The 21,770-nt window shown below is 36.3% G+C and carries 23 protein-coding genes; 1 reads left to right on the forward strand and 22 read right to left on the reverse strand.

Annotated features, from left to right (window positions below; translation table 11 throughout):
• Window positions 1-113 precede the first annotated feature (113 nt).
• The 13 genes from WQ54_RS30065 to WQ54_RS30120 all read right to left on the reverse strand — a co-directional run bounded on the left by WQ54_RS30065 (window position 114) and on the right by WQ54_RS30120 (window position 12,858).
• A complete protein-coding gene (locus WQ54_RS30065) occupies window positions 114-623 on the reverse strand; it encodes a DUF5590 domain-containing protein (RefSeq protein WP_046590341.1) in 510 nt (169 codons plus the stop codon).
• Window positions 624-638: 15 nt separating this feature from the next.
• Window positions 639-809 carry a YpmA family protein gene (locus WQ54_RS33195; RefSeq protein ID WP_084822388.1) on the reverse strand — a complete coding sequence of 57 codons (171 nt, stop codon included), beginning with the start codon at window positions 807-809 and terminating at the stop codon, window positions 639-641.
• Between the two features lie 324 nt (window positions 810-1,133).
• Window positions 1,134-3,956: an ATP-dependent DNA helicase DinG gene (gene dinG, locus WQ54_RS30070; RefSeq protein ID WP_046590342.1), complete on the reverse strand. Its 2,823-nt coding sequence runs from the start codon at window positions 3,954-3,956 to the stop codon at window positions 1,134-1,136.
• Between the two features lie 274 nt (window positions 3,957-4,230).
• Window positions 4,231-4,614: an aspartate 1-decarboxylase gene (panD, locus tag WQ54_RS30075; protein ID WP_046590344.1), complete on the reverse strand. Its 384-nt coding sequence runs from the start codon at window positions 4,612-4,614 to the stop codon at window positions 4,231-4,233.
• A 43-nt stretch (window positions 4,615-4,657) separates the two neighbouring features.
• The gene (gene panC, locus WQ54_RS30080) at window positions 4,658-5,503 is read right to left on the reverse strand and encodes a pantoate--beta-alanine ligase (RefSeq protein WP_046590346.1); all 846 of its coding nucleotides are present in this window, start codon (window positions 5,501-5,503) and stop codon (window positions 4,658-4,660) included.
• Window positions 5,500-6,339 carry a 3-methyl-2-oxobutanoate hydroxymethyltransferase gene (gene panB, locus WQ54_RS30085; RefSeq protein WP_046590348.1) on the reverse strand — a complete coding sequence of 280 codons (840 nt, stop codon included), beginning with the start codon at window positions 6,337-6,339 and terminating at the stop codon, window positions 5,500-5,502. Before panB ends, panC begins: the two co-directional genes overlap by 4 nt.
• 405 nt (window positions 6,340-6,744) lie before the next feature.
• The gene (locus WQ54_RS30090; protein WP_046590349.1) at window positions 6,745-7,725 is read right to left on the reverse strand and encodes a biotin--[acetyl-CoA-carboxylase] ligase; all 981 of its coding nucleotides are present in this window, start codon (window positions 7,723-7,725) and stop codon (window positions 6,745-6,747) included.
• Complete coding sequence (locus tag WQ54_RS30095; protein WP_046590351.1) at window positions 7,695-8,909, reverse strand: CCA tRNA nucleotidyltransferase; 1,215 nt, start codon at window positions 8,907-8,909, stop codon at window positions 7,695-7,697. The genes WQ54_RS30090 and WQ54_RS30095 overlap by 31 nt, the downstream gene beginning before the upstream one ends.
• Window positions 8,910-8,958: 49 nt before the next feature.
• Window positions 8,959-10,092 carry an N-acetyl-alpha-D-glucosaminyl L-malate synthase BshA gene (bshA, locus tag WQ54_RS30100; RefSeq protein ID WP_046590353.1) on the reverse strand — a complete coding sequence of 378 codons (1,134 nt, stop codon included), beginning with the start codon at window positions 10,090-10,092 and terminating at the stop codon, window positions 8,959-8,961.
• Complete coding sequence (bshB1, locus tag WQ54_RS30105) at window positions 10,089-10,802, reverse strand: bacillithiol biosynthesis deacetylase BshB1 (protein WP_046590355.1); 714 nt, start codon at window positions 10,800-10,802, stop codon at window positions 10,089-10,091. Before bshB1 ends, bshA begins: the two co-directional genes overlap by 4 nt.
• A 269-nt stretch (window positions 10,803-11,071) precedes the next feature.
• Window positions 11,072-11,482: a methylglyoxal synthase gene (gene mgsA, locus WQ54_RS30110; protein WP_046590357.1), complete on the reverse strand. Its 411-nt coding sequence runs from the start codon at window positions 11,480-11,482 to the stop codon at window positions 11,072-11,074.
• Window positions 11,483-11,496: 14 nt separating this feature from the next.
• Window positions 11,497-12,294 (reverse strand): 4-hydroxy-tetrahydrodipicolinate reductase, encoded by a 798-nt coding sequence (gene dapB / locus WQ54_RS30115; protein ID WP_046590358.1) that lies wholly within the window; start codon window positions 12,292-12,294, stop codon window positions 11,497-11,499.
• A 237-nt stretch (window positions 12,295-12,531) separates the two neighbouring features.
• Complete coding sequence (locus WQ54_RS30120) at window positions 12,532-12,858, reverse strand: nucleotide pyrophosphohydrolase (RefSeq protein ID WP_046590360.1); 327 nt, start codon at window positions 12,856-12,858, stop codon at window positions 12,532-12,534.
• A gap of 147 nt (window positions 12,859-13,005) precedes the next feature.
• Here WQ54_RS30120 and WQ54_RS30125 point away from each other — a divergent pair, with 147 nt between their 5' ends.
• The gene (locus WQ54_RS30125; protein WP_046590362.1) at window positions 13,006-13,878 is read left to right on the forward strand and encodes a YitT family protein; all 873 of its coding nucleotides are present in this window, start codon (window positions 13,006-13,008) and stop codon (window positions 13,876-13,878) included.
• Between the two features lie 362 nt (window positions 13,879-14,240).
• Here the strand turns inward: WQ54_RS30125 and ypjB are convergent, their stop codons facing one another.
• The 9 genes from ypjB to WQ54_RS30170 form a co-directional block, all read right to left on the reverse strand.
• Window positions 14,241-15,035 (reverse strand): sporulation protein YpjB, encoded by a 795-nt coding sequence (gene ypjB, locus WQ54_RS30130; protein ID WP_046590366.1) that lies wholly within the window; start codon window positions 15,033-15,035, stop codon window positions 14,241-14,243.
• Between the two features lie 189 nt (window positions 15,036-15,224).
• The gene (locus WQ54_RS30135; protein WP_046590368.1) at window positions 15,225-15,827 is read right to left on the reverse strand and encodes a DUF1405 domain-containing protein; all 603 of its coding nucleotides are present in this window, start codon (window positions 15,825-15,827) and stop codon (window positions 15,225-15,227) included.
• A gap of 154 nt (window positions 15,828-15,981) precedes the next feature.
• Complete coding sequence (locus WQ54_RS30140; RefSeq protein WP_046590370.1) at window positions 15,982-16,749, reverse strand: menaquinol-cytochrome c reductase cytochrome b/c subunit; 768 nt, start codon at window positions 16,747-16,749, stop codon at window positions 15,982-15,984.
• A 77-nt stretch (window positions 16,750-16,826) separates the two neighbouring features.
• On the reverse strand, window positions 16,827-17,501 hold the full coding sequence (gene qcrB, locus WQ54_RS30145; protein WP_046590372.1) for a menaquinol-cytochrome c reductase cytochrome b subunit: 675 nt from the start codon (window positions 17,499-17,501) through the stop codon (window positions 16,827-16,829).
• A gap of 3 nt (window positions 17,502-17,504) precedes the next feature.
• Window positions 17,505-18,011 carry a ubiquinol-cytochrome c reductase iron-sulfur subunit gene (locus WQ54_RS30150; RefSeq protein WP_046590374.1) on the reverse strand — a complete coding sequence of 169 codons (507 nt, stop codon included), beginning with the start codon at window positions 18,009-18,011 and terminating at the stop codon, window positions 17,505-17,507.
• Between the two features lie 144 nt (window positions 18,012-18,155).
• Complete coding sequence (locus WQ54_RS30155; protein ID WP_046590376.1) at window positions 18,156-18,608, reverse strand: YpiF family protein; 453 nt, start codon at window positions 18,606-18,608, stop codon at window positions 18,156-18,158.
• 120 nt (window positions 18,609-18,728) lie between these two features.
• Window positions 18,729-19,271: a ReoY family proteolytic degradation factor gene (locus tag WQ54_RS30160; protein WP_046590378.1), complete on the reverse strand. Its 543-nt coding sequence runs from the start codon at window positions 19,269-19,271 to the stop codon at window positions 18,729-18,731.
• 79 nt (window positions 19,272-19,350) lie between these two features.
• Entirely contained in the window at window positions 19,351-20,619 is a 1,269-nt protein-coding gene (locus tag WQ54_RS30165) for a lipopolysaccharide assembly protein LapB (RefSeq protein ID WP_046590380.1), read from the reverse strand.
• Window positions 20,620-20,704: 85 nt separating this feature from the next.
• Window positions 20,705-21,625: a hypothetical protein gene (locus tag WQ54_RS30170; RefSeq protein ID WP_052738047.1), complete on the reverse strand. Its 921-nt coding sequence runs from the start codon at window positions 21,623-21,625 to the stop codon at window positions 20,705-20,707.
• Window positions 21,626-21,770 lie beyond the last annotated feature (145 nt).

Below are 21,770 nucleotides of genomic sequence, written 5' to 3' on the forward strand. Positions count from 1 at the left end.
TTATCATTTACTCCAATTTTACGGGAAGTAAACACCCGTGTTGGAAGTCTCGCTTTATGTATTAACAACACTTATTATACTTATTTTTATTAGGAGTAGCAACGGTACGAAAATTACGATTTACCAGTATTCTTTATCGCCATATGCTTTACAATCTCACCATCATAAAAATTTACCAAATCAAAAGTATATCGTTTTGACTCATCTAGGTATTTGACTTCCCATATTGGGATCCCTTCGTCCATACCTAATTTCACATCAATAATTTTGGCGGGGTTATATTCTTCCTGCACGGCAGTAATAGCTTGATTTTTCGAAATTCCGCTTGATTGTTTTTTAATAATTACCTTCTGATTTTTTTCAGACTGCAGGACCCAAGCATATACCTTATCTCCCTTGCTATTTTTCCCTGTCATCACATGGTATTTTTCCTGTCCATAATAAGTTTCGACTGTTCCGACTGCAGACAGCTTTCCTTGCTCTAACGCCAGTGTTTTTGATTGTTCATGATCTCCTGTATACTGGTCCCTTGCATTATTGTATGTTGATGAAAAAACCCAAATTCCTATAATAATCAGGATACTGAATGTTATGATTAATGTCGTGATTGTTTTTTTCTTCATCTATTGCCATCTTCCTTATGTACGATAAATTGTAAAAACACACTTATTTTTGTCTTCTTGCTCAAGTGCTAACCCAAACATTAGATTTTCTCGTTTTAGCGTCCGATTTAACTGGTCAACAATTTTATACAAATCATCAGAATGATTTACTGTCACTGTAGATAAAATTTCAATTTTACTTTCCATGTCATATTCCTCCTTTGTAAAACAAATATTGTAACTTATATGTCCGTTTGCTCTGGACAAAATAAGCTTACAACAACCTTTAACTTGTTGTACCGATTCATTATAACAATGTATACCCATTAGCTGATAATAAATTTTCTCCTAACTCACACCATTTTTTGGACTGATTGTATGCTGAAGGCATAAATCAGTCTCTTTTTCACTTGATCCTACCTTAACAGGCAGTAAAACTAAGCTTTTTAATATGCCAGATAACTGCCCATATAGATTCGATAAGTTTCGCTAACCACTAGTGGACATGAGAGCTTCCCACTGGTAGAAGTCTCATTTGATCCACTCTTCAATTAAATGGGTCAGTAAATGCATTGGTTTTTTTTCTATTTCCAGCTCAGGTATCGACTTCAGAAATTCTTTACCATAATTTGTTGAGACAATCCGGTTATCTAAGACAAATAATATCCCACGATCCCCTTCATTTCGAATAAGACGGCCGAAGCCTTGTTTAAACCGTAAAATAGCCTCAGGAAGTGAGTAATGATAAAAAGGATTTTTGCCCTCTTTCTCTAATTTCAAGCATTTCGCAGCTATAATTGGTTCATCAGGAGATGCAAATGGTAATCGAACAATCATAAGGGCTGTTAGTTCTTCACCAGGAAAATCAACACCCTCCCAAAAACTGTTTGTCCCCAATAGAATCGCTTTTTCAAATTGTCGAAAGTTCTTTGTTAACCTTGAGCGACTCCCGCTTCCAGTTCCTTGTCCTAAAATAATAAACTCATCAAGTGTTTCATCCTCTTTTAATAATTGATATGTTTTTTTCAACATTTCGTAAGAGGTAAACAAGACCAGAATTTTCCCGTCGGTTATTTGTGCGACACTCCCTATATTTGCTGCTAGTGCTTCTGAATATTCATCAACAGAGACATCATTAACAATTGGCATATCACTTGGAATAAACAGCTTTACCTGATCCTTATAACGGAAGGGGGCGCTTAGTTGCAATTGTTTCGGATAAAAATCCGTTAAGCCAACAGCTTCCATCATATAGGAAAGGGATTTATTTATAGTTAGGGTTGCAGATGTCAAAACTACACTTTGCTTGTTGGCAAAAAATTCATCCGCCAAAAACTCTGATACATCGAGTGGCTGCGCATAAATGGCAACCGCGTTTTTTGCACCCTTTGCATCAATTTCAAACCATGTAACAAATCCTTCATCTTTGGTAAAAAACAAAAAACCAAGATATTCTTTATATTCTTTAAATAATGATATCACTCGTTTAAACTCTTCCAAGTTAATTTTATTTTTAATTGAAAGCTCGTCTGCTTTTACTTTATCCAAAACTCTCAAGGGTTTTTCCATCAAGTTTATTAAATCATTCATCAAAAACTTCACTCGGTTTGCAAGCTCTAATATGGAATCCCATTTTCGATTTTTTTCTTTTCCAGCATCATATTTGTATGAGGTACGATTTAAGTGAGAATCCTTTTTGCGTGTTAACACATAGGAATGAATCGCTGAAAAAAGCTGATGACTTTCTTCTTGTAATTGTAAAAGAAACGAATCAATCTCCTGCAATTCCGGATGTGTTTGTTCACCAACTACTTTTAACACTTCCGTAAAGCTTCTAATCAGTCCTTTTGTATGGAAATACCCTAAGCGGGTGATTAAACTATGAACATCCAAATACGAAAATCTAATTCCTAGTTGTTCGGTAGCAACCCGATGAAAATGATGTGCTTCATCTATAATTACTTCATGATATTCTGGCAAGATCTTTGCTTCTCGATTAAGGTCGGATAATAGTAAGGCGTGATTTGTAATAATGATATTTGCTTTTAAGGCTCTCTGCTTTGCCCGCTGATAATAGCAATATGAAAAAAATGGGTTGCTTTTAAAGGATGAGGCATCAACTTGCAGTTGGTTCCATAATACTTTTCCACCTGATGGGATATTTAACTCATCAACATCCCCTGTTTCTGTATCCGTCAACCAGAGAAGAAGCTGTGCTTTTGTTAAAACAAAATCATAGTTGTCTTCTTTTTCCTTTAAGGATTGTTCGAATTTTTGCAAGCATAAATAATGGCGCTGCCCCTTTAAAATAGCAGTAACAAAGCTGAATGGTAACATCTTTTTAAGAAGAGGAATTGTACGCTCCGTTATTTGTGCCTGTAAAGTTGTTGTATATGTACTTATAATTAATGATTTTTGTTCGTTTTTTGAAAAAATAATCGCTGGTACAAGATAGGCAATGGTTTTTCCGCTTCCAGTGGCCGCTTCAAATACACCATGTTGATGAGTCTTTAGGACATCACCTATTTCCTTCATCATAGTTACCTGTTCGTTACGGATCCTATATGCAGGAAAAATGTTGCTTAAGTTGCCTGATTTATCTTCAAATAGTTCAAATACCTTTTCTTCATTCACGTTAGCGTTTGAAGGCTCATCTGTCTGTTCACCATCGTTTGATTGCAGCTTTTTAATAGCCAATGATCGAATGATTTGTAAATCATTCCTTGTTTGTTGCTTTAAACTTACTAAGTTAGCTGCGATAAAATCCTCTAAAATATCTTCAATATCACTGATAAAAGATCTCGAAAGTTTTGACAGTTGCTGGAGCGTTATGACAGGCAAACACTTAAGTTTTTCAAGGATTTTCAATAAGAGTAAAGCTGTCACCTCTGCATCACTGTCAGCCCGATGCGGAGATTCATGAAGCATATTAAATTCTTCACTTAAATCTGTTAACTTATAGCTCTTTTCAGTTGGAAATGCCACTCTTGCCAATTCAACTGTATCGAGAATAGGACCAGTAAACTGGAAGCCGCAGCTTTTGAACTCTTCTTGTAAAAAGGATAAATCGAAGTAAACATTATGTGCAACAAAATAAGCATCATGTATCAAAGATATCAATTCTTCAGCAATTTCGTCAAAAGAAGGTGCATCCTTTACCATTTCATTTGTAATTCCTGTTAATTGCTCGATAAATAAAGGAATTTCTTGTAAGGGATTGACAAAACTCATATATCTATCTACAATTTGCCCGTTCTCAATGACAACCGCGGCAATTTGAATAATCTTATCTCCTTTTTTAGGAGCATTTCCCGTCGTTTCTAGGTCAATTACAACAAAACGTTGCTCTTTCATCTGTTACACCTCTATTATAAAAAACGCAAGCTTGTTTCTCTTAGTGTTTGTAATAAATCGTAAAGCTAGACTTACAAAGAATCAACCATTTCTTAAAGCCAGCTTCTTTCTAGTTGAGTAGTGTTACTGAAATGCTTTCTAAGCGATATATTTACTATACCATAATTTGAAAAGAAAAAAGGACTGACTCATAACAAAAGACTGAATTCATTTCTTAAGATGAATTCAATTCGTTTTAGAGTCAGACCTTATAATTTCATTTATATTTCTTTCCTTATAAAATCGTTGCAGCTGGTTCCTGACCTAAAATCTCCACAATTTTATTATTTTCATCCATTATGGCGACCTTAGGCTTGTGTGCTTGAACCTTATCTTCAGGGATTAGCGTATATGTTAGAATAATGACGACATCTCCTTCTTGAACCAACCTTGCAGCCGCACCATTTAAACAAACAACACCGCTTCCTCTTTCACCTGGAATAATATATGTTTCGAACCTTGCCCCATTATTATTATTGACAATTTGAACCTTTTCGTTTGGAACCATTCCTACCGCATCAATAATATCTTCATCGATCGTAATGCTCCCGATGTAATTAAGATTTGCTTCTGTTACACGAGCACGATGAATTTTGCCGTTTAACATTGTACGATACATTTTCTCTCCTCCAAACAATGAATTCTGTTTATGATTCAACTCTCTAAACTTCAATCATTATATTATCAATTAGCCTTGCTTTTATAAACTTGACAGCAACAGCAATGATAATCTTACCACTAATAATGTTAAGTTCATCTAAGCTTGGATAGGACAGAATTTCCACATAATCAATCATTCCATCCGTTTCTTTTGAAATGGCAAATGAGATAATTTCTTTTATTTTTTCTTTATCCCTTTCACCTTGAGCTATAGCGTTCTGGGCTGTCAATAAACTTCTATAAATTGCTGGCGCTTGCTTTCGTTCCAATTCCGATAAATACACATTTCGCGAGCTTTTTGCCAGTCCATCCGCTTCTCTAACTGTATCAACTGGGACTAAATCAATCGGAAAATGAAATTCATTAATTAATCCATCCACAACGGCAACTTGCTGGGCATCCTTCATTCCAAAATAAGCCCGATCCGGTTTAACAAGATTAAAAAGCTTTGTTAGGACTGTTGCAACCCCATCAAAATGGCCTTCTCTTGACTTGCCGCATAATACATTCACCCTTGACTGGACCGTAACTGAATATGAAGGTTTTTCAGGATACATTTCCGTCACACTAGGCAAAAAAATTAGATCTGCTCCAGCATGTCTGGCAAGTTCCTCATCTCTCATTGGGTTTCTAGGATAAGAATCAAAATCCTCATTTGGTCCAAATTGCAGGGGGTTTACGAAAATACTTAATACAACTATGTCATTCGCTTTTCTAGCTTCCTCTAAAAGCTTGATATGGCCTTCATGCAAATATCCCATTGTTGGCACAAACCCGATTGTTTGCTGCCTCGTTTTATATTCATTTATTTGATTAATTAGATCCTTCTTCGTTGCAACGACATTCATTTTTTTACTCCTCCATATAAGCTTAAAAGCTCCTCTTCCTTCATATTAAATGAATGTTTTTCTTCAGGGAAAGTTCTGTTTTTTACCTCTGCAATATAGCTGCTAATTGCGGCTTCAATGGGTTCAGCTATTTTCACATATTGCTTAACAAATTTTGGGACATGGCTTGAACCATAGCCAATTACATCATGATAGACCAATACTTGACCATCCGTTTGATTGCCAGCACCAATTCCAATAGTCGGAATCGTTAATTGCATTGTGATTTCCTTTGCTAATTGTTGAGGAACACATTCTAACACAAGGGCAATTGCACCTGCATCTTCACACTTCTTAGCATCTTCAATAAGCTTTTTTGCCGCATCTGCATTTTTCCCTTGAACTTTATAGCCCCCTAATACGTTCACAGTTTGTGGAGTTAAGCCTAAATGTGATACAACCGGAATGCCGCCATGAGTTAGAGCTGAAATGATTTCCATAACACCGTCTGCCCCTTCAAGCTTAACAGCATTTGCTCCCCCATCCTGCATTAGGCGCGCAGCATTTTTCAATGATTCATCTTTTGAAAGATGATAAGACATAAACGGCATATCTGTTACAATAAAGGTATCTTTAGCACCACGTTTGACAGCTTTTGTATGGTGAACCATATCTTCAACAGTAACATAAATAGTTGAATCATATCCTAGTACGACCATTCCTAAAGAATCACCAACAAGGATCATATCAACGCCGGCATTCTCCGCATCCTGTGCACTAGGATAGTCATAGGCTGTCAGCATCGTTATGGGCTCACCATTATGCTTCATGTTCATAAAATCTGATCTTGTTTTCATATTTCCCCTCCTAATAAGTGCTATAAGATGTAACCACCACTTTTTATCATGGATAGTATCGTAAGCTACATCAAACTTGTTTCCAAGAACAATAGTGTGTTAGGAAAGGGGAAGAAATAACCGAATTCATTATTCTTTAAAGTAAAAAACCCTTCTTTCGACAAAGAAAGAAGGATTTGTGAGCATACTAATTTAAAATCGGTTTTCATCCCTCTGTCCTAGTCCTTTTTGGATCAAGGCAGAATATTAAGGTATCATTCATATCAATTGATTCTGCATTTACTATTGACAAAAGCAGAAAAGTTCATAAATCTTAGTTTCACTGTTAAGGTGTAGTTCGAATAGATACTACCCATTTGAAAGTATAGCAGAAAATCATGTGCATTGCTATCATGAAAAAATGATTTATTTGATCTCAATATCTGCGGAGTAGATTCGCTCAAGTGATTGATCATTCTTTTCAATTAACAATACACCATCATCATCAATCCCAATTGCTTTACCCTCAATTGTCCCCTTGAGAGTTCTTGCGATGATTGTTTTATTTAAACTAATTGCATAGCTCTCCCATAAAAGTTTAATGGGCTTAAATCCTTGAGCTAAATATAAAGAATAAAGCCCCTCAAATTTCAATAAGATGGTTTGAATAAATTGCGCTCTTTCCCAATCCGAACCTGTCTCGACCTTTATTGAGGTCGCCACATTTTGTAATTCTTCAGGAAAGTCTTCTTTTGTTTGGTTAACATTTATTCCTGTTCCAATGATGACAGAATGAACTTGATCTGCTTCAGCTTGAAGCTCTGTTAAAATTCCTACGATTTTTTTCCCGTTAAGCAATATGTCATTCGGCCATTTTATATCCGGCTTGAGAGGTGTAAGCTCTTCTATTGCTTGTACAATAGCAACAGCGGTTAAAAGTGTAAGCTGCGGTGTTCGGTTAATAGGTATTTTGGGACGTATAATCATACTCATCCAGATGCCTGTACCACTTGGAGAATACCATACTCTGGACATTCTTCCTCTTCCGCTTGTTTGTTGATCAGCAACGACAATTGTCCCCTCCGGCGCTCCTTCATTTGCTAAACTTTGTGCGATTTTTTGTGTCGAGGCAACTGTTTCTTCAAAATAAATATTACGCCCCATTAGCTCGGTTTTCAGCCCTAGCTGAATTTCATTACTGCTTATCTTATCGGGCTTTTTTGTTATTCGGTACCCTAATCTTCGCACCGCTTCAAGTTCATATCCTTCTTTTCTAAGCTCTTCTATATGCTTCCAAACCGCAGTTCTTGAGCATCCGATAACCTCACTAATTTTTTGACCTGATAAAAATTCTCCATCTGCTTTTGAGAAGGCTTCTAATAGTTTTGATCGAAGTCCAGATTGCATGTCATTAGCCACTCCTTTATTGCAGACTTATTATTTTCTAGTTTCTTTGCTACAATTGCTTTTTCAATTTCTAAAATTACTCTTGAAACCCAAGGACCTGGTTGTTTTTTTAGGTAATCTATAATATCATGTCCAGTTACAGCAAGCTGACTTTTGCTTCGAAGCGGCAATTGTTGAATTCTATTGACAATTTTTTTCACATTACAATCTATTTGCATTGGGTCTGTCATCAACGAGTAGATCCTTTCAACAGAGACAGCAGTTACATCTCCTGCTTCGTATAATAAAAAGTCCGACCAAGGCTTTTCTTTTATTATTCGTAAATAATCTATATTTTTCTTAACGGCCTTTATTAGTTTACCAGGAAGTTTCCACTTTCTTAAAAAATCTTCAACCGATTTTGGATGTATACAATAGGTAAATAAAGTCCAGTGCTCTATGTTTGTTTTCAAGATCCTCAAATCATACGTAGAAAGCTGCATTAATTCCTTATGTTTCCTTTCTAATCCAGGTAAATAGGAATACATGTTTGTTTCTACAATCATTTTCAATGCTTGTTTTTGATTGACTCCCATTAGCAGCTTTTCAATTTCAGCTGTTTTTCTTTCGACCGAAATCTCCCTTAAAAGATGCGCATGATCACTTATGGCCATTCTCGTTTTAGGACAGAGAGTAAAATGCAATTGACTAACAAAGCGAACAGCACGCAGCATTCGCAATGCATCCTCACTAAATCGTTCTTTAGGAGAGCCAACAGTTTGAATAAGCTTCTCTGATAAGTGGGCTTTACCATTAAAATAATCGAGGATCTTACCGTTTATATCCATTGCCATCGCATTGATGGTAAAGTCTCTTCTTCTTAAATCTTCCTTTAATGATGAAATATATATTACATGACTTGGGCGTCGGTTATCTACATATTCACCTTCCGCACGAAAAGTTGTCACTTCATATGGCGACCCGTTGTGCAGCACGATTATCGTGCCATGCTCTGCCCCGACATCAATCGTATGCTTAAATAGGTTTTGCACCTCAACCGGTTTTGCAGAAGTTGCAATATCAATATCACCAATTTGACGATTTAATAAAAAGTCCCGCACAGCACCGCCGACATAATAAGCCTCATACCCTGCTTGATGTAATTTTTCCAAAATTGGTTTTGCTTCAACAAAAGTGGTGTTCATTTTTTAGCTCCTTATTAATAAGGGAAATAGAATCTATAAGGTTCAATTTTTAGAGGCCCAACAGGTTATAATAGATCGATTCATATTGAGAGACAATTTTATCTGAGTTGAAAAGACTTCGTGCCGTTAAAATCGCATGATCTGACATTCTCTGGTATAGCTTTTCATTGGTCAAAAGCTGTATTGCTCGGTGTGAGACTGTTTCAATATCTCCAACCTCACATATGTAACCAGTCTCACCTTCGTTAATAACCTCAGGTATTCCCCCTGTATTTGAACCAATACACGGAACACCACAGGCCATTGCCTCTAATAAAACTAAGCCAAAGCTCTCTTTTTCGGAAAGCAGCAGCATGAGATCACTCAAAGAATATAATTCCTCTAAGTTATCCTTCTTTCCTAGAAAAAGAACCTTATCATTAAGACCTAATTCCCGGACAAGTCTGCTAACGAACGTCATCTCCGGGCCATCACCTACCAATAATAGCTTTGCCTTAATTTTTCGTTGTATTAATTGAAAGGAATAAATAACATCCTGAACCCGCTTAACCTTTCGAAAATTAGAAACATGAATAATGACCTTTTCATCATCATCAATTCCGTATTCTCTCTTAAGATGTGATGCATCTTTTTTATGATAAACACGGTCATCGATGAAATTATACACGGTTTCGATCGTTTTTTTCGGCTGAATTAAGTCATATGTCTGATTTACTAAGGCATTGGATACTGCCGTAACCTTATCTGATGCTTCAATACCAAATCGAATTAAATCGGAAAGCGATTGATCATAGCCGAGAACAGTAATATCTGTTCCATGAAGTGTTGTCACAATTTTCAGTCCATTATCGACCATTTGTTTCGCCAAATAAGCGCAGATAGCATGTGGGATCGCATAATGAACATGCAATAAATCCAATTCCTCCCTTTTTGCTACTTCAGCCATTTTGCTTGCCAATGCTAAATCATACGGCGGATATTTAAATACCGAATATTGATTTACTTCTACCTCATGAAAGGTAATATTGCAATAAACCTTATTCAAGCGGAATGGCAAGCTCGAAGTAATAAAATGGATTTCATGTCCCCGTTCAGCAAGGAGCTTTCCCAACTCTGTTGCGACAACTCCTGAACCGCCTACAGATGGGTAACAGGTAATGCCGATTTTTAATTTTCTTTTCATTTTCCTTCACCTATCAAATCTGCTGAAAGCAAGATTGGTTTTTTCGTTTTAAATCCTTCCGCATACAGCACTCCAGCCTCTTTTCCAAACAGTCTTTCCCGGCTCTCGACTGTTTCAATATATCCGTTTGTTAATGGAGTATCTGCTGAGCCTTCAGCCTTTTCAAATTGGCTTTTATACGCTCTAAGGCTTTCTATCTTTTTATCTATTGAATCGGATATATCAATAACAAAGTCTGGCCTGTGAAATCCGTTAATCATATAAAAATGAAGGTCTTTAACACGATGTGAAAACTGGCCAAGAGCATCTTTATAGTTGCGTATGCCTGCAGAGAAAACTGCTTCCTCAACTAGTTTCGCACAATGACCATGATCCGGATGACGATCTTCTAAATATGGTGCAAAAACAATAGTAGGCTGATATTCTCTTATCACCGTAACAATACTGTTGATGGCAGCTTCTGTTATGTATAGTCCACGATCCGGTAATGATAATTGGATTCTATTAGAAATACCTAATATTTCTCCAGCTTTCTTTGCTTCCTCTTGACGTAATGTAATGGTCCCATTTGATGAAAGCTCTGACTTTGTTAAATCACATATACCAATTTTGTAGCCCTTATTTGTATATTTTGCAATGGTTCCGCCCATCCCTATTTCAACATCATCAGGATGAGCTCCAATAGCAAGAATATCTAGTTTCTGACTCATGTGCCTCTCCTTCGTTTAATAAAAGGTTAAGGAAGTGAATGACATTCTTTCGAATAAAGTGAGACTCCTTCAATGGGTGTTCTTTCTCACCCCACTGATGGTTAGCAAAACTTATTAGATCTTTTACAGTAGTAATCTGAACTTATCTTCTTAGATATATGAATCCTGAATTTGGGGTATTACTAGCCGTTAAGATTTCCGAAAAAATTTCTCACTCCCTTTAGTAGGTATAAACATATAAGCAATCTTATATTTTATAAAACAAAAACCTATTTATTTTCTCTGGAATGAATTACATTTCTCCATTGTAAGTCACCGCGTTCAAGCCCACGAATTAAAATCTCTGCTGTACCCATATTTGTCGCAAGCGGAATCGAATAAACGTCACAAAGGCGAATTAGGGCTGAAATATCAGGCTCATGCGGCTGTGCGGTTAGCGGATCTCTAAAGAAGATAACCATATCCATATCGTTTTTAGCAATCAGTGCCCCAATTTCCTGGTCGCCCCCAAGCGGCCCAGATTGAAAACGGTGAATAGATAAGCCGCTTGCTTCTTGGATCCTTAGTCCAGTAGTGCCAGTGGCAAATAATTGATGATCTTTGAAAATAGGTTTATAAGCCATTACAAACTGAACAAGATCAGTTTTTTTCTTATCATGAGCTATCAATGCAATCTTCATATTACTTTTCCCCTTTATTCGATAATGTTTTCCAACCCATAAACAAGTAAATCTACTTTCATTACATTTTCAACCGCTAGTTTTACTCCTGACATAAATGAAGCGCGATTATAAGAGTCATGACGGATCTTTAATGTTTGTCCATCGCCTCCAAAAAGAACCTCCTGGTGTGCAATTAGCCCTGGAAGACGTACACTATGGAGTCGAATGCCTTGATAATTTGCTCCGCGTGCTCCTAAAAGAATTTCTTTTTCATTTGGATGTCCCTGTTGTTTTTCTTCACGAACGGCTGAAATCATTTCGGCTGTTTTTAAGCCAGTACCCGAAGGTGCATCAAGCTTTTGATCATGGTGTTGTTCAATGATCTCCACATCCTGAAAATACTTAGCAGCCATTTGAGAAAATTTCATCATTAAAATCGCACCAATTGCAAAGTTTGGGGCAATAATTGCTCCGATTCCCTTCTCAGTTGTTAATTCTTGAAGCTCTTTTAAATCTTCATCAGAAAAACCGGTTGTTCCGACTACAGGTCTTACACCATTTAGAAGTGCTTTTTTAGTATGGATTTTACCGATTTCCGGCGTCGTTAAATCGATAAGCACATCTGGGGATGTTTCAAAAAAGCATTTATCGATATCTGTATAGATTGGTACATCAACATCAAAGCCATCAATATCCTTCAAGCTTTTTCCCCCATGCTTATGATCAACTGCTGCTACTAATTGAAAATGGCTTGTTTCTTCTACAAGCTTAACAGCTTCACTGCCCATTCTTCCACGGGCTCCTGCAATTACAATTTTAATGTTTTCCATCATTCAAAACTCCTTTTATTGATTACCATGTTAAACTTGTCTTTAGATATTTCACTAACCCATTATTAGCGTTGGCCGGTATTTCCTCCATCCTATGCGCCCGCTTTGATCACAATGTCCCGTTGTTATGCAGGAATCTTTAACTTTACCCTCTAACCAACATAGCAATAATTAAAAATAAGTATTAGCATGGCTGAATGTTAAAAATAAGATATTTTTTAGAGTAAAAATATACTTTTAATCTTTTTTTGTCCAGCGATCCTTGTCCCTTGTTTTAAATTTATTCATGACAAGATCATGCGCCTTATCTAAGTCTATATTTAATGAGTTCGCAAGACATATAAGGACAAACAATACATCTCCAAGCTCTTCTTCTATCTCCTTTTCTTTTTCTGTCGCTTTTTTTGGTTTCTCACCATAGTAATGATTAATTTCTCTTGCTAATTCCCCGACTTCTTCCGTGATCCGGGCCATCATGGCTAATGGTGAGAAATAACCTTCCTTAAAACCGCTTATGTATTGGTCAACCTCCTTCTGAAGGTCTTTCATTGTCTTTTGCTCCAACTGTATCACCTCATCTGCTTTTCTCTTCAATGTTAGCTAATACTAATAAGATTTACAATTATTTCGTCATCATTTTTTCAAAATTTGCACCTTGACTTACGATCATCTATAATAGCTTTGCCATGGTCGTATTTTGGGAGGTATTATATGTTAGGAGAATTGCGTTTAAAAAACATTTTATTTATTATAATTGGATCCGCCATTTTTGCTTTCGGTCTTGTGCATTTTAATATGCAGAATAATTTAGCCGAGGGAGGCTTTACCGGCATAACCCTTATGCTTTTTTTCCTCTTTAACTTCGATCCATCCATATCAAACTTACTATTAAATATACCATTGTTTTTTATCGGGTGGCGTGTTTTAGGAAGAACTTCTTTTTTCTACACGATGATTGGAACTTTGGGATTGTCTATCTTTTTATGGATTTTTCAACGGTATCAAATTGATATGCCGTTAAATGATGATTTAACGCTTGCAGCACTTTTTGCAGGGGTATTTTTGGGAATTGGCTTGGGTACAATCTTCCGTTACGGGGGAACAACTGGTGGCGTAGATATCATTGCTAGGCTGGCACATCGCTATTTCGGTTGGAGCATGGGAAAAACAATGTTTTTATTTGACTTAATTGTAATTACGTTATCTTTAATTACCTATTTATCCTATAAAGAAGCGATGTATACACTTGTTGCTGTATTTGTTGGGGCGCGTGTTATAGACTTCATGCAGGAAGGTGCCTATGCAGCCAAAGGTGCGACAATTATCTCCAGCAAATCTGAAGAAATCTCCAAAAGAATTATGGAAGAGATGGAACGGGGAGTTACCATTTTAAAAGGACAAGGCTCATTTTCCAAACAAGATCGTGATGTCTTGTATTGTGTTGTTGGAAAAAATGAAATTGTCAGGCTAAAATCAGTAATTACAGCTGTCGATCCTCACGCTTTTGTTGCTGTAAGTGATGTCCACGATGTTCTAGGTGAAGGCTTTACATTAGACGAAAATAAAAAGCCTTTGCAGCGTTAATTTTAAGCTATGTTAATACATATTTAAGTTTTGTTTTGTTTCCGCTTAAGAATCGAAGATATAGTGGGACATGCATATCTAGGATTTTTTCTACTACCAGATGTACACGGTCATGCTTTGCTACAGAACGTTGTCAACTTACCCCACTGGTGAATGTGTTAAATCTTTTCAGACTTAAACTGCTAGGGTCTTATGTCTCTCTTAACTCGGACAACAATTTCTCGTCCGATCTTTACAGGCAGTCGATTACCCTCCACTCTTCTTAGATGATCTTGAAGTGGGGATTTTACTGCCTGTTAAAATTGGGATAGATAATATCTTCTCATTCGTTTGTAGCTAATTGTCGCTCTTCATGGCGATTTTTATTGCTGGTTATTTTTCTCTCTTTTGGAGGCTTTTTCTTTTTCTCCGCGGTATTTTCTCCAACCTGCATATGATAATGATAATAAGATGACACTTCCAGTTGAGATCATTACCCATAATAAGGAGGGATCAGCTTCATCCTCTTTTACTCTCTCAAAAAGAGATTTTAATTCTTCTTCCATAACTGTCAATTGCTTAACACGGCTAGATTCAGGAATATCTTGAAAGAGGCGATCCTCCACAACTGAAATATGGGCATCTATTTCTTTTACCCGCTGACTATCGAAATCAATCTGTATACTAGGATAAATGACTTCATATAAAGCCAAAAATTCATTCCAATCATGTTGAAAGGACTGAGTATCTCCTTCCTCCACATCCGTTTTCATTTGTGAAAAAGTCTCCATAATCGAAGACTCCATCGACCCCCATAATGGCTGATGTTCAGACACCATTGCATCAACTACAAGGCGGAACTTTGTTAATGAACGAATCTTCTCTTCTTTGCTTACTTTTTCATCTTCTACTATGCTTAAAGCATTTTTATGTGTACTTGTAATTGTTCGAAGATGATCAAGAGATATATACTTTCGATCAATCGGTATCTCATCAAATTTCACAGCAAAATATTCAAGTAATTGGGCAGACTCACTAAATCTTTCTTGCTTTGCTAGCTGTAATGCAGTGTCAGAAATATTATTTAGAGCTTCCCAGTCATATTGTTCTTCAGAAAAAGCTGGTTTTATGTGAAACAGCAACATTCCAATAATGAGTGCAACTATCCATTTCTTCATCCTTGTCCCCCCTAGAACTTCTACTAAAAAACCTATGAAGGAATGGACAAGGTTAGACCAAAATTATTACTGCAAGTAAAGGTTTTTTCATTCAAAAAATCTTCCCTCTGGAGTCTCACATCCCCATTCCAATCAACAGCCTGACAGAATGAACAAAAAGACAAAAAAATAAAAAAAGCCTAGCAATTATTAGCTAGACTGAGGCAAATTTAATTTGTAAGAACCTTTTTTAAGCACTAGGGCATAAGCAATTAGTAACGAAATGATACTTAACCAAAATGTAAAGTAACCTATTTGTGTAATATACTCCATTAAGTCACTGTACTTAGGCATCATTCCAAATACATAATCAATGACATCATTATGTAATGTCCAAACAGCAGCGACAATTAAATGCCAAGCTTTAAAACGATAATACGGTGAATAAAGCAACCCTTGCACAGCCATTCCAAGGTGTGATGCTATGAGCATATACCCTTCCCAAGGTAAACTGCCATTACTAATCAATACGAGAATGTTCATAATAACAGCCCAAATGCCATATTTAAAAAGCGTGACTATGGCCAGTGCCTCAATAAGTGGGAGATTCCTTCTTAGCAAGAATCCAAGTAAAACAATGACAAAAAATAGGCTGGCTGTAGGGCTGTCTGGAACAAAAAGATAAAAATGAGCTGGGGTTTCTGCTAATTGATACCTATACCAATAATAGCCATATATTGTTCCAAAAAAGTTAATTAAAAACATAATGAATAAAATAGGTCTTTGCCCTAAAATCAACTGAATCATTTTCATTTTTTATATACCTGTCCTAAAGATTTTAATTACTTTCTAGTCCGGGTTTTCCAATTGTGAGAGACACAGCAAAAAGAAACGTTCCCCTATCTTATTAAACAACGGATAAGCAGGTCTTTCTATACGTATAAAAAAAGCTGACAAATGTCAGCTTTTATTTTGACTTAACACTAGAGATAAACTCTGATAATACTTTTAACTCTTCATCTGTCCCTTTAAAGACACCAGCTGGCATGGCACCTTGACCATTTTTAGCAATTTCTGCAATTTTAGCAGGTTCTAATCCATTATCAACTAGAGCTTTACCTGCAGCTCCTCCTTCTAGATTGTCGCCATGACAAGAAATACATCCTTGCTCTTGGTAAAGTTTGTAACCATCTGATTCTTTATCAATTTCTGCCTCAGCTTTGATCTTACCTTGTTCAGCAGCAGCTTCCCAGTCATGTGTAGCAACAGATTCCCAAGTTAAGTAGAACGTACCAGCAATTCCCAGAAGCATCATACCAACAGCAATTGGGCGTTTTGCGGGACGGCGGTGCGGTCCGCGATCTAGGAATGGAGCAAGCATTAAAGAACCAAAAGCTAGTCCAGGAATTACAATTGCTCCAATAACCGTATATGGACCAGATGCATAAGAATATTTCAACAATTGGTATAAGAATAAGAAGTACCAGTCTGGTAATGGAATATAACCAGCATCAGTAGGGTCAGCCACACGCTCAAGCGGCGATGGGTGAGCTACTGTTAAACATAAAAATCCAATTAAGAAAACAGCACCTACAAGCCATTCCTTTAATAGAAAGTTTGGCCAGAATGCTTCTGTTTTCCCTGGATATTCCGAGTAGTCCTTCGGAATATTAGGTTTCTTCTCTGCAGGAATACGAGAATCACCTACAAATTTCATACCTTTTCCGCGATGCATGATTTCCCCTCCTTACTAAGGTGGTATCCGATATCAAATGTTTGGATCGTTAGTAAAATTTTTTATGAAACTATTTTTTATAGCGGACCAGAAATACCTTGTTTGCGAATCATAATAAAGTGAGCAGCCATTAATCCGAAAAGTGCAGCAGGCAAGAAGAATACATGGATAGCAAAGAAACGTGTAAGCGTTTGAGCACCTACGATTTCTGGATGGCCCGATAATAATGTTTTAACAGTTGGTCCAATTAAAGGCACGGATTCAGCGATTTGCAGCGTAACCTTTGTCGCAAACAACGCTTTCATATCCCAAGGCAATAAATAACCTGTTAAACCAAGACCAAGCATAATAAAGAAAATTAGTACGCCTACGATCCAGTTTAGCTCTCTCGGTTTTTTATAAGCACCTTGGAAAAACACGCGCAAAGTATGTAGGAACATCATAACAATAACAAGACTAGCTCCCCAGTGGTGCATGCCACGTACTATTTGACCAAAAGCAACCTCATTTTGTAAATAGAATACTGATTCCCAAGCATTCTTAATGTCTGGCACATAATACATTGTTAAAAACATACCAGATAGAACTTGAATAACAGTTACAAAGAATGTCAATCCGCCAAAGCAATAAACAAAGGCAGAAAAATGGTGTGCTGGGTTTACGTGTTCAGGAACTTCATGGTCAGCAATATCGCGCCACATCGGCGTAATATCTAGACGTTCGTCAACCCAATCATAAATTTTGTTAAGCAATCATTACGCCTCCCCTCGTGGTTTCGCTTTACCTAAGAATAAATAGCCGTCCTTAACTGCGCTTTCATAAACATCAAGCGGAGCAATTGGTGGTGTTCCTGGAACGTTTGTCCCATCTTTTTCATATCGCCCATAATGACACGGGCAGAAAAATTGGTTTTTGTTAGCCGGATCGTTATTCCAGCCGACTGTGCAGCCTAAATGTTTACAGATAGGTGATAAAGCCGTAATTTTTTCACCTTCTTTAAATACCCAAGCTGATCTCGTTTCTTCAGATTCATACCAAGCGTCTTTTTGTTTGATTTTAAAGTCGAAGCGTTGAGGTTCATCCGTTATTTCGTCAACCTTTACAACTTGTACTAAATCTGTCTCATCTGCTGGTCGGAGCACAGGGTCAAGTGCGAAGCGAACCATAGGCATAAGCATACCTGCAGCCATGAAACCGCCTACACCAGTAAGCGTATAGTTTAAGAATTGACGTCTAGAAACTCGATGTTTTTTCTCGCTCATCATTTTCCCCCCTCTATCTTAAGCTCAGTCCGTTTAGGACATACGGAAATGACATATAAAACTAGGACATACTCATGATATATCAATCTTTCCATGAGGTCAATAAAATCCTGAGTTCTAATCTTGGAAATGAAAAGGTTTTTATTATTTATTCCAAGATTGTAATAAAATGTTCAAAATTTGTTCGACTTGATTTTGTAAAAGCTTTCTCATCAGTTTTTCATCCATATGTTCAAACGGAACTACCGGCAACCAAATAAGATGCTCTTTCATCTGTTCGATACTGCTGTTTTTTAAAGCCTCATCACTAGTAAGGAAAAAAACATGTTTAAATTCCTGCTTTATTTTAGTTTTCCATTCTATTACATTTTCAATCACATTCGTTGAATTTTTTAGATATGAAAAAGAAGGAAATAAGAAAACTCTTCCTTTTAATTGTCTCTCAAGTTCATTGCAAACATACGTAATAAACTCACCTTTTGAAACAGTGCCTTTAAATTCTGATTCCAAGGCAACAGGTATTAGAGGGATAATTGCAGTATCTACATATTCTTTTGACTGATTGTACAAATCCACATCGCTTAAAACCCACTTCATTTATTCCACTCCCTATCATTATTTAACAATAGATCTATTATAAAGCTTGTCCTACTAATTGTTAAAGGTAAAATGCAAGAGGCTGATGAATATTCATCAGCCTCTTGCAAAAAATAAGCGTTATTTTTTTAGTTCTAATAATTGATTAGTTAGTCTTTGGAATTCAACTTTGTCCTGACGGTCGAGAGCTTCATCAATCAATTGTAAAAGCTTTTCCTTTTGAAATGTTTGCAATGAGTGTTCAAGCACTTTTTCAGCAACTTCCCGATCCTTCTCATTCCCGTGAAGATGTTCTGGCATAAACGGATTTGATTCTAAAACTGCTGCATATTGCGGTGATTGATAAGCAGATCTAAAATTAAGCTGAATAAAAAGCTCTTCATCTTTATTTAAACGTATATCATGGAATGATTTTTCCGCATCTGTTGTCATCACATTTTCTTTATAAAAACGAAAAGGAACTTCTTCAACACAATGCGTTGACATGATTATTCCTCGCGGACAGTATTGTGCTTGTTCTACAAAGTGAACTTTTTCCATAAGGGTATCATGACTCATTAAATAATTTAAAATCCATACACATTCTCTTCTTTTTAGTTGATAATGGTTTAAAAACCACCTGATAAAATCTTTCTTTTCGTGGACAGATACAGGGGCCACCATAGAATTCCCTCCTCTGCAGTACAGTTTATTCTTACTTTGATAATTCCACAAAATAAAAATAAAATCCTTCTTATCTCTCTTAAAACTCATCTTCTAATTGTAGCAAAATCTCACCAATTTCGACATTAGAAGGATCCTGCCTTAAAATTCGTCCAAAAACTTCCTTTGCTTCCTTTCTGCGGCCTTCCTCGATCAAAAAATACCCATATTCGTATAGAAAATCTCGTTGATCCTTGAAAGAATTATATGCAAGTTGATAATGGTTTAATGCCTGTGTATATTCTTCTTTTTGATGATATGCCCGAGCTAAATTCCATTCAAATTGCGGATCTTCTTCTCCATATTTTTTACATTCAGAAATGACATCAATTACATCATCATATTCCTCTTCCTGAAGAAAGACATTAGTCAATGTTAGTGCAGCCTCTATATGACCCGGATCAATTGCAAGTGTTTCCCTAAGCAATTGTGTAGCATCACTCATATTCCCCGATTTAATGGCGACTTTCCCTCCATACATATATAATTCCTTGTTAAATTCATCTACCTTAATGCCCTCTTGAACGGTACTAAGACTCTCCTGCAATAGCCCTTCATGTTCATAAGCCTTTGCTAAATATAAATAGAGGGACGAATAATGGGGATCTGCTTCTTTTAGCTTCAGAAATTGTTGAATCGCTGTTTTATAAAATCCGCCTTGGTATGCGGTAAATGCATAACCAAACAGTGTAGTAAGATCCTCATGTTTATCTGCTGCTTGTTTATAATAGTCTAATGCTTCTTCAAATTCCCCAATTGCACTTAAACACTCTGCTAATCGTTGATCAATAAAAATGCCTGAAATGGATTCTTGCTCTTTTATGATTCCTTCATAATATGGGATGGCATGTTTATATTGGCCTTGATGAAAATAGAACTCGCCTAATGCAAAATCAATGACCGGTTCATCAGGTAATAGCTGTTTTGCTTCCTGCAATTTTTGCTCGCTTACTTCTGCTAAGCCTTGCATCTGGTATAAATCTGCCAATAGTAATAATGCCTGAGGATATGCTTCATCTTCAAACGGTATTTGATTTAATAAGTCAATCGTTTGCTCTTCCTTTTCCATATCTAAATAGAGCTCTGCTAAAAACAAGGTAATTTGAGTTTCTTCAGGATAAAGAAAGTGAAGTTCTTCAATAATTTCATGCGCTTTATCAATTATTCCCCATTGGAAATATTGATCGGCAAGCTGGAGCTTTTCTTCATCATGCAATGTAGGCAAAATATTTGCCAATAAATTTAATCCTTCTTCAGTTTCACCTTTATTTACAAGATTTATTGCTTCGTTTAGTACTTGATTAAACATAGTTCTTCCTTTCTTTTAAACAATGGTAAATGCATGGACGCTTTCTTTTTAATCTTTATTTTATAATTTATATCTTTATCATACATCAAAAGGAGACTGATAGTGGTATGAAACGTCCTGAAATCGGAATAAAACATTCTACACCTATTCCTGGAATAAATGAAGTTTCTCCGTTTACATTGATTAATCTCCCTTGATGTGCAGTTATAGCCGGATGTAGCTCTAAGGCATTAATAGCTGGTTTACCATCGGTATGATACCTTATTTCACTAAGATTGTACAAATTATAGTTTACTTGCCCACCAACGCGAATATCACCTTTTTCTGGATATATGCCTAACCTCATCAACACATCCTTAGAGATGGGCACTCCTTCTTCTAAAGGAGTAATTATGGAAGAAAGCCGATGTTCTTTCATGATTCGTTCCCAATCAAAAAGTTGCTTTGACTTTTTATGAACGAATTCTTTGTTTTTCTTTAGGAACGGAATGAGTGTAATTGGGTTTGAAAACATTGCATCTCTAATCCATCCCCATGATTTTGTGGATAGCTCGTCGGTTTCATCAATTTCAACAAATACCACTGCTATTTGCTGTTGCTTGCATTTTCTAATAATTGAAGGAGAGAGTAAATTAAATGGAATTTTAATGCCAATATAATAATCAATTGGAGAATTTATCATAAGTTGTCTTTTTTGTTTTAGATTTGATCCTAATTCGTGCTCAAACTGAATATCCTCAATTGTCAATAGTGATGTACAGCCTTTTTTCATGTATTGATGAATCATATACTGTTTGAATTGTTGAAAATGAAGTAATGAATGAAGAGAAAAGTCAAGCATGACATATCCTGGGGTTAATAAATAAGTACTCATATCCATTCGCATAAATCGAATATTATCCATTTTCTTCCGCATAAATTCAATTTTGTTTTTATTAATTAATAAGGAGGTTTTTTCTAATCCATTAGCCTTAACTATTGTTGCGTTATCTATTATATATCTCATCAAACACCCCACCTTTCATCCTCTTAAGACAAGCTATGAAAAAATGAGCTTTTTTATTACAATTACGGAGAATTTTTTAAGAGGTAAGAGAAGTGCTAAAAAGGCAAGAAGAAAGAGACAGCCTTATTTATTTGTTTAATCATAA

The sequence above is a fragment of the Bacillus sp. SA1-12 genome (assembly GCF_000981385.1).
Taxonomy (GTDB): domain Bacteria; phylum Bacillota; class Bacilli; order Bacillales; family Bacillaceae; genus Metabacillus.

Coding starts and splice junctions, on each gene's coding strand:
- WQ54_RS30065 (WP_046590341.1), bottom strand. CDS start 623: ATGAAGAAAAAAACAATCACGACATTAATCATAACATTCAGTATCCTG.
- WQ54_RS33195 (WP_084822388.1), bottom strand. CDS start 809: ATGGAAAGTAAAATTGAAATTTTATCTACAGTGACAGTAAATCATTCT.
- dinG (WP_046590342.1), bottom strand. CDS start 3,956: ATGAAAGAGCAACGTTTTGTTGTAATTGACCTAGAAACGACGGGAAAT.
- panD (WP_046590344.1), bottom strand. CDS start 4,614: ATGTATCGTACAATGTTAAACGGCAAAATTCATCGTGCTCGTGTAACA.
- panC (WP_046590346.1), bottom strand. CDS start 5,503: ATGAATGTCGTTGCAACGAAGAAGGATCTAATTAATCAAATAAATGAA.
- panB (WP_046590348.1), bottom strand. CDS start 6,339: ATGAAAACAAGATCAGATTTTATGAACATGAAGCATAATGGTGAGCCC.
- WQ54_RS30090 (WP_046590349.1), bottom strand. CDS start 7,725: ATGCAATCTGGACTTCGATCAAAACTATTAGAAGCCTTCTCAAAAGCA.
- WQ54_RS30095 (WP_046590351.1), bottom strand. CDS start 8,909: ATGAACACCACTTTTGTTGAAGCAAAACCAATTTTGGAAAAATTACAT.
- bshA (WP_046590353.1), bottom strand. CDS start 10,092: ATGAAAAGAAAATTAAAAATCGGCATTACCTGTTACCCATCTGTAGGC.
- bshB1 (WP_046590355.1), bottom strand. CDS start 10,802: ATGAGTCAGAAACTAGATATTCTTGCTATTGGAGCTCATCCTGATGAT.
- mgsA (WP_046590357.1), bottom strand. CDS start 11,482: ATGAAGATTGCATTGATAGCTCATGATAAGAAAAAAACTGATCTTGTT.
- dapB (WP_046590358.1), bottom strand. CDS start 12,294: ATGGAAAACATTAAAATTGTAATTGCAGGAGCCCGTGGAAGAATGGGC.
- WQ54_RS30125 (WP_046590362.1), top strand. CDS start 13,006: ATGTTAGGAGAATTGCGTTTAAAAAACATTTTATTTATTATAATTGGA.
- ypjB (WP_046590366.1), bottom strand. CDS start 15,035: ATGAAGAAATGGATAGTTGCACTCATTATTGGAATGTTGCTGTTTCAC.
- WQ54_RS30135 (WP_046590368.1), bottom strand. CDS start 15,827: ATGAAAATGATTCAGTTGATTTTAGGGCAAAGACCTATTTTATTCATT.
- WQ54_RS30140 (WP_046590370.1), bottom strand. CDS start 16,749: ATGCATCGCGGAAAAGGTATGAAATTTGTAGGTGATTCTCGTATTCCT.
- WQ54_RS30150 (WP_046590374.1), bottom strand. CDS start 18,011: ATGAGCGAGAAAAAACATCGAGTTTCTAGACGTCAATTCTTAAACTAT.
- WQ54_RS30155 (WP_046590376.1), bottom strand. CDS start 18,608: ATGAAGTGGGTTTTAAGCGATGTGGATTTGTACAATCAGTCAAAAGAA.
- WQ54_RS30160 (WP_046590378.1), bottom strand. CDS start 19,271: ATGGTGGCCCCTGTATCTGTCCACGAAAAGAAAGATTTTATCAGGTGG.
- WQ54_RS30165 (WP_046590380.1), bottom strand. CDS start 20,619: ATGTTTAATCAAGTACTAAACGAAGCAATAAATCTTGTAAATAAAGGT.
- WQ54_RS30170 (WP_052738047.1), bottom strand. CDS start 21,625: ATGAGATATATAATAGATAACGCAACAATAGTTAAGGCTAATGGATTA.